The 11,143-nt window shown below is 71.5% G+C and carries 12 protein-coding genes; 11 read left to right on the plus strand and 1 reads right to left on the minus strand.

Annotated features, from left to right (window positions below; genetic code table 11):
• Window position 1: 1 nt before the first annotated feature.
• The 10 genes from E6C76_RS11870 (at window position 2) to E6C76_RS11915 (ending at window position 9,095) form a co-directional block, all read left to right on the plus strand.
• Window positions 2–1,024, plus strand: a complete 1,023-nt coding sequence (locus E6C76_RS11870) for an ABC transporter substrate-binding protein (protein ID WP_136348458.1) — start codon at window positions 2–4, stop codon at window positions 1,022–1,024.
• The gene (locus E6C76_RS11875; protein ID WP_136348459.1) at window positions 1,021–1,809 is read left to right on the plus strand and encodes an ABC transporter permease; all 789 of its coding nucleotides are present in this window, start codon (window positions 1,021–1,023) and stop codon (window positions 1,807–1,809) included. Before E6C76_RS11870 ends, E6C76_RS11875 begins: the two co-directional genes overlap by 4 nt.
• Window positions 1,806–2,663 carry an ABC transporter ATP-binding protein gene (locus tag E6C76_RS11880; RefSeq protein WP_136348460.1) on the plus strand — a complete coding sequence of 286 codons (858 nt, stop codon included), beginning with the start codon at window positions 1,806–1,808 and terminating at the stop codon, window positions 2,661–2,663. The genes E6C76_RS11875 and E6C76_RS11880 overlap by 4 nt, the downstream gene beginning before the upstream one ends.
• Complete coding sequence (locus E6C76_RS11885; protein WP_136348461.1) at window positions 2,657–3,904, plus strand: NnrS family protein; 1,248 nt, start codon at window positions 2,657–2,659, stop codon at window positions 3,902–3,904. The genes E6C76_RS11880 and E6C76_RS11885 overlap by 7 nt, the downstream gene beginning before the upstream one ends.
• Window positions 3,905–4,127: 223 nt before the next feature.
• A complete protein-coding gene (locus E6C76_RS11890) occupies window positions 4,128–4,805 on the plus strand; it encodes a hypothetical protein (RefSeq protein ID WP_331000014.1) in 678 nt (225 codons plus the stop codon).
• Between the two features lie 262 nt (window positions 4,806–5,067).
• Window positions 5,068–5,538 carry a bacterioferritin gene (gene bfr, locus E6C76_RS11895; RefSeq protein WP_136348462.1) on the plus strand — a complete coding sequence of 157 codons (471 nt, stop codon included), beginning with the start codon at window positions 5,068–5,070 and terminating at the stop codon, window positions 5,536–5,538.
• 76 nt (window positions 5,539–5,614) lie between these two features.
• Entirely contained in the window at window positions 5,615–6,115 is a 501-nt protein-coding gene (tpx, locus tag E6C76_RS11900; protein ID WP_136348463.1) for a thiol peroxidase, read from the plus strand.
• 33 nt (window positions 6,116–6,148) lie between these two features.
• Window positions 6,149–7,132, plus strand: a complete 984-nt coding sequence (locus tag E6C76_RS11905; protein ID WP_136348464.1) for a zinc-dependent alcohol dehydrogenase family protein — start codon at window positions 6,149–6,151, stop codon at window positions 7,130–7,132.
• 85 nt (window positions 7,133–7,217) lie between these two features.
• Complete coding sequence (locus tag E6C76_RS11910) at window positions 7,218–8,042, plus strand: AraC family transcriptional regulator (RefSeq protein WP_136348465.1); 825 nt, start codon at window positions 7,218–7,220, stop codon at window positions 8,040–8,042.
• Between the two features lie 66 nt (window positions 8,043–8,108).
• Entirely contained in the window at window positions 8,109–9,095 is a 987-nt protein-coding gene (locus tag E6C76_RS11915) for a DMT family transporter (RefSeq protein ID WP_136348466.1), read from the plus strand.
• Here E6C76_RS11915 and E6C76_RS11920 read toward each other — a convergent pair.
• Window positions 9,037–9,939: a LysR family transcriptional regulator gene (locus E6C76_RS11920; protein WP_136348467.1), complete on the minus strand. Its 903-nt coding sequence runs from the start codon at window positions 9,937–9,939 to the stop codon at window positions 9,037–9,039. The two genes, E6C76_RS11915 and E6C76_RS11920, sit on opposite strands and share 59 nt — an antisense overlap.
• A gap of 140 nt (window positions 9,940–10,079) precedes the next feature.
• Between E6C76_RS11920 and E6C76_RS11925 the strand changes: the two genes are divergently transcribed.
• Window positions 10,080–11,102 (plus strand): zinc-binding alcohol dehydrogenase family protein, encoded by a 1,023-nt coding sequence (locus tag E6C76_RS11925; RefSeq protein ID WP_136348468.1) that lies wholly within the window; start codon window positions 10,080–10,082, stop codon window positions 11,100–11,102.
• Window positions 11,103–11,143: the final 41 nt, after the last annotated feature.

The following is an 11,143-nucleotide window of genomic DNA, read 5'->3' on the forward strand; positions in this document are numbered from 1 at the left end:
CATGAAACCCCGCCTGTCCGCCTTGCGCACCGTTCTGCCGGCCTTGTTCGCGCTGTGCACCGCCCTGGCGGGCGGGCCGGCGCAGGCGGAGGGCGGCAAGCTGCCCCGCCTGGTGCTCGCCGGCCCGGCGGCGGCGGTGTCCTTCCCGCTGGTGCGCATGGCGGACAGCGGCGCGCTGGCCGATCTCGCCGAGCAGGTCGATTTCGTCCTCTGGCGCGACCCCGACCAGTTGCGCGTGATGGCGCTGGAGGGGCGTACCGACGTGCTCGCCATGCCCACCAACGTGGCCGCCAACCTGTACAACCGGGGCGCCAAGCTGCGGCTGGCCAACGTGTCCACCTGGGGCATCCTGTGGCTGGTGTCGCGCTCTGCGCAGATCAACACCCTGGCCGACCTGAAGGGCGAGGAGATCGCCATGCCCTTCCGCGCCGACATGCCGGACATCGTGTTCGGCACGGTGGCCGAGCGCCAGGGCCTCGACCCGCGCAAGGACTTCCGCCTGCGCTACGTCGCCACGCCGATGGACGCCATGCAACTGCTCATCGCCCGCCGCGTGGATCACGCCCTGCTGGCCGAGCCGGCGGTGTCGATGGCGCTGCGCAAGACCAAGTCCTTCCCGATCGGCCTGATCGCCCCGGCGCTGCACCGCGCGCTCGACCTGCAGGCCGAATGGGGGCGCGTGCTGAACCGCAGCCCGCGCATGCCGCAGGCCGGCATCGCGGTGATGGGCGCGCGCGCCGACGATGCGGCCTTCGTCGAACGCATCCAGAACGCCTACGCCGAGGCCCTGCGCTTCTGCCAGGACGAGCGCGAAGCCTGCGCGCGCGCAGTGGCCGCGCGCATCGAGCTGCTCAGCGCCGAGGCGGTGGCCGACGCGCTGGCGGTCAGCCCGCTCGAAGCGGTGCCTGCCTCGCAGGCGCGCGCCGAGCTGGAGTTCTTCTACGGCGTGCTGGCCGAGCGCAATCCGGCGCTGATCGGCGGCCGCCTGCCCGATGACGGTTTCTACGCCCCAGGAGTTCGATGAACGCAGCGGTGCGCTGGCTGGCCGGCCTGCCGGCCTATCTGTGGAGCGGCTGGGGGGCGGTGGCCTCGCTGCTGCTCTGTCTGGCCTTGTGGGAGTGGTTGGCCGGTTTCTACGGCGAGCTGATCCTGCCCGACCCGCGCGCCGCCTTGTCCACGCTGGCCGGCCTGCTCGCCGGAGGCGGGGCGTGGAGCGAACTGGGCATCACTGCGCGCCGCGCGCTGGCCGGCTTCGTCCTCGCGCTCGCCGCCGGCAGCGCGCTGGGCTTGGCCGCCGGGCTGTCGATGACCGCCGCGATGATGTCCCGCCCGGTGGTCACCGTGCTCATCGGCACGCCGCCCATCGCCTGGCTGGTGCTGGCCCTGCTGTGGTTCGGCGCGGGCGACGGCACGCCGGTGTTCACCGTGTTCGTCGCCGCCTTTCCGGTGATCTTCGTCGGCGCCATGCAGGGCGCGCGCACGGTGGACGGCCAGCTTGCCGAACTGGCCGCCGCCTATCGCCTGCCGGCGCGCATGCGGCTCACCGACGTGTATCTGCCGCACGTGCTGTCCTACCTGTTCCCGGCGTGGATCACCGCATTGGGGATTTCCTGGAAGGTGGTGGTGATGGCCGAACTGCTGGCCACTAGCGACGGCGTGGGCGCGGCGCTGGCGGTGACGCGTTCGCACCTCGACACCGCCGCCACGCTAGCCTGGATTCTCGCCGTGGTGGGCACGCTGCTGGCGGTCGAATACCTGCTGCTCGAACCGCTCAAGCGCGCGGTGGAACGCTGGCGGAGCACGACATGAACACCGTCCCGGCTCCCCGCAGGCTGCTCGCACGTGGTGTCGGCCATGCCTATGCGCTGCGCACCGTGCTGGAAGGCATCGATTTCGAATTGCCGGCCGGGCGGGTGATGGCGCTGGTCGGCCCCTCGGGCTGTGGCAAGACCACCTTGTTGCATCTGGTCGCCGGCCTGCTGGCGGTGCGCGAGGGGCGCATCGAATCGAATTTCTCCACGCCGGCCAGCGTGTTCCAGCAGCCGCGCCTGCTGCCCTGGAAGAACGCGCTGGACAACATCGCCCTGGGCCTCAAGGCGGCGGGCGTGGCGCGCGCCGAGCGCGAGGCGCGCGCCGCGGAACTGGGCGTGCGTGTGGGGCTTGCGGCGGACGATCTGCAGAAATTTCCCCACCAGCTTTCCGGCGGCATGCAGAGCCGCGTGGCGCTGGCCCGCGCGCTGGTGCTGGGGCCCGACCTGCTGCTGCTCGACGAGCCGTTCTCCGCACTCGACGTCGGCCTCAAGGCCGAACTCTACGCACTGCTCGCCGAACACCTCGCCGGGCGCGAGATGGCGGTGCTGATGATCACCCACGACTTGATGGAGGCGGTGCGCCTGTCCGACGACATCCTGGTCATGGCCGCCTCGCCCGGCCGCGTGGTGGCGCGCTTCGCCCTCGACCGCCCGGCCGCGCGGCGCGACGACGATTTCGTCTACCGCCGTACCGCCGAACTGCTGCGCGACGCCACCGTGCGCGAGAGCTTCGGCCTGCCGCCGCAGGTATGCGCGCAGACGCCGGAAGACGCGGCGTGCGAAACCGCCCTGCAGGCCGTGCACACGGTCCGACCGGGGGCCGCGCCGGCTCGCGGAGGGCTGCGATGCTGAGCGCGGCGCGCTGGCGGGTCGGGCTGGAAGCGCTGCTGCTGTGCGGCTTCCGCCCCTTCTTTCTGGTGGCCGCCGCCTGGGGCGCGCTGGCACTGGCCGTGTGGCTGGCGGCCCTGTCCGGCGCGCCGCTGCTGTCCTGGGTGCCCGGCGGCCTGTTGCTGTGGCATGCGCACGAGATGGTGCTGGGCTTCGGCGTGGCCGCGCTGCTGGGTTTCCTGCTCACCGCCGTGCCGGAATTCACCGGCAGCGCGGCGGTGCCGCGCGGATGGACTGCGGCCCTGAGTGCGCTGTGGCTCGTCGCGCGCATCGGCGGCCTGTTCGGCGGCGCGCCGGGCGCCTGGCTGGTGGCGCTGGCGGAAACGACTCTGCTGGCCGGTGCGCTGGCGGTGGCCGCGCCGCGTTTGTGGGGGGATCCGGAGCGCCGCCACCTGGCCTTCCTGTGGGGATTGGCGGCGCTGCTGGGCTGTGTGCTCGGCTATCACGCCGCCGTGCTCGGCGGCGGCGCGCCGCTGCCCTGGCTGTATGCCGCGGTGGGCGTGCTGATGGCGCTGATCGTGGTGGCGCTGTCGCGCATTTCGATGCGCGTGGTCAATGCCGCGCTGGAGGAGCGCGGCGACGGCGCGCAGGAATACCTGGCACGCCCGCCCCGGCGCAATCTGGCGATCTTCTGCATCGCCCTGCACACGGCCGTCGAACTGGCCGGCGCCACGCTGGGTGCGCCGGCCGCGCCGGTGGCTGGCTGGATCGCCCTGGCCGCCGCCGCCGCGCTGTTCAATCTGGGCAATGACTGGCACCTCGGCCGCGTGCTGTTCGCGCGCTGGGTGCTGCCGCTGTATCTGGTGTACGTGCTGATGGCGCTGGGCTATCTGCTGCTTGGCGCCGCCAGCCTGGGCTTCGCGCTGCCGCTCTCGGCCGGCCGGCATGTGCTGATGGTGGGCGGCATGGGGCTGTCGATCTACGTGGTGCTGAACATCGCCGGGCGCATCCATGCCGGCGTGCAGCCGGAGAGCGGCCCCTGGGTGCCGTGGGCGGTGGCCCTGCTGGTGACGGCCACCGTGCTGCGCGCCGCCGCCGGTTTTGCGCCGGGCTGGGCGCCGGTATTGTGGGTGGCTTCCGGTGGGCTGTGGATCGGCGTGTTCACCGTGCATTTCGCGCGCGCCTGGCCGCTGCTCTCGCGTCCGCGCGCGGACGGGCAGAGCGGCTGCGCCGGGGTGGCCGAGGACGCGCCGGCAGCGCGCTGAGCCGCCGGGCGGGCGTTCTTTCCTGCGTGCGCCCGCACTCCGTAATGGAGCCGGATGGGCGGGTTGCAACGGCGCCACAAAAACTTGATGCGGTGTGAGAATTCGCTAGAAAACAAGACTGAATCTCATTAAGATTCACCCAGACCAAATTACCATGTCTGCGGCATGGATTCTTCGAGACTGGTGCTTGGCCGCCTGATGAACGAAACCGTTGAGAGGAATCATGATGCGTACCGTAGGCAAATCTCTGGCGCTGCTGTCCGTGGTGCTGTCCCTGTCGGCCCATGCCGAGCGCCCGATGAACGTGGATGACGCCGGCACCCTGGAAAAGGGCGGCGCCAAGCTGGAATTCGGCTGGTCCAAGGACGACAAGGCGAAGGGCCTGGAGGCCGCCGCCGGCTTCGGGCCGATCGACAACGTGGAGGTCGAACTGGGGCTGGCGCGCACGCGCGATTCCTCGGTGTCGCCGTCCGAAACCACCCACGGCCATGGGCTGGCGATCAAGTGGGTGCCGCTGCAGTCGGAGACCGGTCTGTCCGCCGGTCTCAAGTACGAATACGGCCGCGATCGCCTGGATGGCGTATCTACCCGCGTGCACGGCTTGACCGGCCTGCTCACCTGGGCCTTCGACGGCGGCCAGCTGGTGCATGTGAACCTGGGCCGCGAAATCGCCCATGAGCGCGGCGACAGCGAGGGCGCCAACACTTGGGGTGTGGGCCTCGATCTGCCGCTCACCGAACAGTTCCACTTCATCGTCGAGACTTTCGGCGTGGAGCATGACGGCCCGGATCGCGCCGTCGGCCTGCGCTACGAGATTCTCGATGGCCTGAAGGTTTCCGGCGCGGTCGGCCGTGGCAACGGCCGCAACTTCGCCAACGCGGGTATCGCCTGGGAGTTCTGAGGCAAGCCCGTTACAGGCGCGGCCCGGCGGCCGCGCCTTCTGACTTCCGGTGCGCCGCACTGCATCTTCCGCATGCCCTCGCGGTGCTCGCCGATGGCACGCTGGCGGTATCGATGCAGCACGAGGCACCCTCCCGGTGGCCTTCGACAACCACGCGCGGCCGGCCTGCAAGCAGCGTCGGGCATGACCGGTACGGGGTGCGCGGCGCCATGCGCCGGTCTATCATGTTGATCATCCCCCTGGCCGTCCGTGGAGCCCCCCAATGAAAGGCAGCAAGAAAATCATCGCCACCCTCAATGCCCTGCTCGCCGACGAACTCGCCGCGCGCGACCAGTACTTCATCCATTCGCGCATGCTCTCCGAATGGGGCCTGGTGCGCGCCGCCGAGCGCATCGCGCACGAGATGGAGGACGAGACCCAGCACGCCAGCGAACTGATCCGCCGCATCCTGTTCCTCGAAGGCCTGCCGGCGATGACGCCGTCCAAGCTGACCATCGGCGCCGATCTGCCGGACATCTTCGCCAAGGACCTGGCCGTCGAATACACCGTGGTGAAGAACCTGCGCGCGGCCATCGCGCTCTGTGAGACCGAACAGGATTACGTGACCCGCGAAATCCTGGAAAAGATGCTCGACGACACCGAGGAAGACCACGCCCACTGGCTGGAACAGCAGTTGGGCCTGATCAAGCTGGTCGGCCTGCAGAACTACCTGCAGACGCAGATGACCAGTTGAGCCCCGCGCCGCGCCGGTTTTCCGCCGGCGCGGCGCACGCAACCCCCAACGAGAGAAGCACGAGGAGACCATAAGAATGAGTACCGTGACCCTGGGCGGCAGCCCGATCGAAGTGGCCGGCGATTTTCCGGCCAAGGGCGCGCAGGCGCCCGCCCTGCAGCTGACCGCCGCCGATCTGGCCGACGTCGGCCTGGACGCCTGGCCCGGCAAGCGCAAGGTGCTGAACATCGTGCCCAGTCTGGACACCCCCGTCTGCGCCACCTCCACGCGCAGGTTCAACACCGAGGCGTCCGGACTCGCGGACACCGTGGTGCTGGTCGTCTCCGGCGACCTGCCGTTCGCCGCCAAGCGCTTCTGCGAAACCGAAGGGCTGGCCAACGTGCACACCCTGTCCACCTTCCGCCATCCCGAATTCGCTCCCGCCTGGGGCGTGGCCGTCGCCACCGGCCCGCTCGCCGGGCTGACTGCGCGCGCGGTGGTGGTGCTCGATGCCGCCAACCGGGTGATCCACGCCGAACTGGTGCCGGAGATCAAGCAGGAACCCGACTACGCCGCCGCGCTCGCCGCGCTCGGCTGAGTCCGCATCAGCCGGGGAAGGGGAGCGCCGCCCATGCGCGCGATGCTCTTCGAGGCGCCCGGCGCACCCCTGCGCCTGGCCGAACGGCCGGTGCCGCAGCCGGCGGCCGGGCAGGTGCTGCTCAAGGTGGAAGCCTGCGGCGTGTGCCGCACCGACCTGCACCTGGTGGATGGCGAACTGCCCGACCCTCTGCTGCCGGTGGTGCCCGGCCACGAGATCGTCGGCCGCGTTGCGGCGCTCGGCCCCGGCGTCAGCGCTTTCTGTGGCGGCCAGCGTGTCGGCGTGCCCTGGCTGGGGTGGACCTGCGGCGAGTGCGGCTACTGCCGCGCCGGGCAGGAAAACCTGTGCGACGCCGCGCGCTTCACCGGCTACACGCTGGACGGCGGCTACGCCGAATACACCGTGGCCGACCAGCGCTACTGCTTCGCCCTGCCGGACGCGCCGTCCGCCGTCGAGCTCGCCCCGCTGCTATGCGCCGGCCTGATCGGCCACCGGGCGCTCGCCATGGCCGGCGACGCGCGCCGGATCGGCCTCTATGGCTTCGGCGCTGCGGCCCATATCGTCGCCCAGGTGCTGCGCCACCAGGGTCGTCCCTTCTACGCCTTCACTCGCGCCGGCGACACGGAAAGCCAGCGCTTCGCCCGCGAACTGGGCGCGGCCTGGGCCGGCAGCGGTGCGGAAAACCCGCCCGAGCCACTGGACGCCGCGCTGATCTTCGCCCCGGCCGGCGAACTGGTGCCCGCCGCGCTGCGCCGCGTGCGCAAGGGCGGCACCGTGGTGTGCGCCGGCATCCACATGAGCGACATCCCCGCCTTCCCCTACGACATCCTGTGGGGCGAGCGCGTGCTGCGCTCGGTGGCCAACCTCACCCGTGCCGACGGCGCCCGCTTCTTCGAGCTGGCCGCCGCCACGCCCATCGCCACCCACGTGCAGCCCTGGCCCCTGGAGGCCGCCCAAGAGGCCCTGGACAGCCTGCGCCGTGGCGCCATCCAGGGCGCGGCGGTGCTGGTGCCGTGAGGGGGCGCCGGCTGCGCTGTTGGCGGACGCCGATCTCTGATTTCCGCTGGGGCAACAGCGGGATCGGGCATGCTATGGTGTGCCCATGGAAGGCGTGCCCCAGCTCTTCGACGACCCGCGCGATGCTGCGCGCTTCTGCCGCCCGGCCCATCGGCCGGGGGTGGAGTGCTATCGCGCGCACATCGTGCGCCATGCTTTCGAGCCCCACAGCCACGACGCCTTCGGCCTGGGGGCGATCGAGAGCGGCGCGGAGCGTTTCCGCTACCGGGGCGCCGAGCATCTGGCGGCGTCCGGCTCGCTGGTGCTGATGAATCCCGACGAACTGCACACCGGGCGCGCGGCCGGTGACGGCGGCTGGCGCTACCGCATGCTGTACGTCGAACCCGACGTGATCGAGCACATCACCGGCGAACGCGGCTGGTGGTTCCATGACGCGGTGCGCGAGGACGAGGCCGCCGCGCGACGCGCCACCGCGCTGCTCGACGCGCTGTGGGCGGCGCGCGAGCCGCTGGCCTTCGACAGCGCGCTGGCCGAACTGCTCGCGCTGTTCCGTCCGCACGCCGGGGCGCCGCGCGCCGCGCCCGCAGCCGGGGCGCCGCGTTTCGGCATCGTGCTCGATTACCTGCACGCCCACCTGGATCAGCGCCATACGCTGGACGGCTTGGCGGCGGTGGCCGGGCTGAGCCCCTGGCATTTCCTGCGCAGTTTCCGCGCGCAGTACCACGTCAGCCCGCAGCAGATGCTGATGGTGCTGCGCCTGGCCGAAGCCAAGCGCCTGCTCGCCGCCGGCACGCCCGCCGCGCAGGTTGCGGCGGCCGTCGGGCTGACCGACCAGGCGCACCTCACGCGCGCCTTCGCCAGCCGCTACGGCACCACGCCGGGCCGCTACCAGCGCCAGGTACGCGGCTGAGCGCTCCGCGCGCACCGCAATCCGGTACAAGACGCGCGCACGGCGCGCCGCCACACTGGCGCCATCATGTGGATCGGAACGCTCTACGCGCTGGCGGCCGGGCTGATGTGGGGCCTGGTGTTCGTCGGCCCATTGCTGCTGCCGGAATATCCGGCGGCCCTGCACACCGTCGGGCGCTACCTGGCCTTCGGGCTGATCGCCCTGCCGCTGGCCTGGGCGGACCGCCGCGCGCTCGCGCAGCTCTCCCGCGCAGACTGGATCGAGGCGCTCAAGCTCGCGGCCATCGGCAACCTGCTGTACTACCTGTTCCTCTCCAGCGCCATCCAGCGCGCCGGCGGGCCGTTGCCGACGATGCTGATCGGCACGCTGCCGGTGGTCATCGCAGTGTGCGCCAACCTGCGCGACAACGGACGCGACGGCCGCCTGCCATGGCCGCGGCTGGTGCCGCCGCTGCTGGTCATCGCCGCCGGCATCGCCTGCGTGAATCAGGCGGAATTCGCCGTGCTGCGCGCGCAGGCCGATGCCGACGTGGGGCGCTACGCGCTCGGCGCGCTGCTGGCGGTGGGCGCGGTGGTGTGCTGGACCTGGTACCCGCTGCGCAACGCCGACTGGCTGCGCGCCCACCCGGATCGCAGCCCGCGCGCCTGGGCCACGGCGCAGGGCGTGGCCACGCTGCCGCTGGCGCTGGCCGGCTATGCGCTGCTGTGGGGCGGCATGGCCGTGGGCGGGGCGGAGTTCGACATGCCCCTGGGCCCGCGTCCGCTGGCCTTCATCGGCCTGATGCTGGCCATCGGCCTGTTCGCCTCCTGGCTGGGCACGCTGTGCTGGAACCAGGCCAGCCAGCGCCTGCCCACCGCGCTGGTCGGCCAGTTGATCGTCTTCGAGACGCTCGCCGCGCTGTCCTATGCCTTCATGCTGCGCGGCGAATGGCCGGCACCGCTGGTGCTGGCCGGCATCGCGCTGCTGGTGGCGGGGGTGATCGCCGCGCTGCGCGTCAGGCCGGAGCGCGTTCCGGCCCCAGTGTCCGCTCCAGATCGTCCACCAGCGCCTTGACGCGCGCGGGCTGGTGGCGCCGGCTGGGGTAGACGGCGTACAGCGGTGCCGGCTCGCAGGCGGCCCGCGGGAACAGATCGACCAGGCGGCCGGCGGCCAGATCGGCGCGAATGTCCAGGCGCGACTTGTAGGCGATGCCGTGGCCGTCCAGCGCCCATTGGTGTACCAGCGCGCCGTCGGCGGCGGCGCGGTCGCCGCGCACGTCGATCTCGTACTGCCGGCCGTCCAGGGTGAGCCGCCAGCGGTCGTAGAGCCCGTTGCTCAGGTAGAAGCACAGGCAGTTGTGCGCCGCCAGCTCGGCCGGCGTGGCCGGCCGCCCGGCGCGCGCCAGATAGGCGGGGGCGGCGCACACCACCCGGTGGTTGTCGCACAGCTTGCGCGCCACCAGGCTGGAGTCGCGCAGTCCGCCGTAGCGCAGCACCAGGTCCAGCGGATTGCGGTACAGGTCGTGCATGCCGTCGGCCAGGTGCAGGATCAGGCGGATCTGCGGATGGCGGCGGCGGAAGTCTTCCAGCACCGCGTCCAGCGTGCCCCGGCCGAGGTCGGAGGGCGCGCCCAGGTGGATGTCGCCGGAGAGTTCCTCGCGCCCGTGGCGCAGCGTGGCCAGCCCGCCATCCAGCACTTCCAGCGCCTGCGCGCAATGGCCGAGGAACGCCTCGCCAGCCGGGGTGAGGCGCAGCGAGCGTGTGGAGCGTTCGAACAGGCGGGCGTCGAGCCGGCGCTCCAGGCGTTTCAGCGCGGCGCTGGCCGCCGCCGGGCTGAGCCCGAGGGTGCGCGCGGCCGTGCTGATTGCGCCGGCTTCGGCCACGCGGACGAACAGGCGGAGATCGTCGAGTTGCGACATGGGATTTACTTTCAAAAATCTTTTGAAAGTAAATCAAGATCGAAGCGGATTATCAATCTGTGCGCCGGGCCGTACAGTGGGTCCAATTCCGCCCCGTGCCACGGCGGCGCGGCGGAACCACCCCATCAGGAGCATCCAGCATGAAAGCAATCGGCTATTTCCAATCCGGCGGCATCGACCGCCCCGACAGTCTGGTGGAACTCGAACTGCCGCGCCCGGTGGCGCGCGGGCGCGACCTGCTGGTCGAGGTGCAGGCGGTTTCGGTGAATCCGGTCGATACCAAAGTGCGGCGCGGCGCCCAGCCGCCCGCCGGCGAGGCGCGCGTGCTCGGCTTCGACGCGGTCGGCGTGGTGCGCGAGGTGGGGGAGGCGGCCGGTCTGTTCAAGCCGGGCGACGCGGTGTGGTACGCCGGCGCCATCGACCGGCCGGGCAGCAACGCGCAATTCCAGCTGGTGGACGAACGCATCGTCGGCCACGCGCCGCGCAGCCTGCCGGCGGCCGATGCCGCTGCGCTGCCGCTCACCGGCATCACCGCCTGGGAGCTGTTGTTCGATCGCCTGCAAGTGCCGCGCAAGGGGCCGGGCGCCGGGGCCGGGCCGGCCACGCTGGTGGTGGTGGGCGCGGCGGGCGGCGTGGGCTCGGTGCTGGTGCAACTGGCCCGCCAACTCACCGATCTGGTGGTGGTCGGCACCGCCTCGCGGCCGGAAACCGTCGCCTGGGCGACCGGACTGGGCGCGCACCACACCATCGATCACCGCCAGCCCTTGCAGGCGCAGCTCGAAGCCCTCGGCGTGCCGCCGGTGCGCTACGTCGCCAGCCTCACCCAGACCGACCGCCATTTCGTCCAGATCGCCGAACTGATGGCGCCGCAGGGCCGCTTCGCGCTGATCGACGACCCGGAGCCGATCGACGTGCGCCTGCTCAAGCGCAAGAGCATCAGCCTGCACTGGGAACTGATGTTCACCCGCTCGCTGTTCCACACCGCCGACCTGGCCGCGCAGCACGCGCTGCTGGAAGAACTGGCGCAACTGGTCGACGCCGGGGTGATCCGCAGCACCGCGCGCGAGCACTACGGCCGCATCAGCGCCGGGAACCTGCGCCGCGCGCATGCGCACCAGGAGAGCGGCACGGCGATCGGCAAGACGGTGCTGGAAGGGTTCTGAACCGTCCGCCACGCAGCCCGGAGCGAAGCCGGGCGCGTGGC

It is taken from the genome of Pseudothauera nasutitermitis, assembly GCF_004801295.1.
In the GTDB taxonomy this organism is placed as follows: Bacteria; Pseudomonadota; Gammaproteobacteria; order Burkholderiales; family Rhodocyclaceae; genus Pseudothauera; species Pseudothauera nasutitermitis.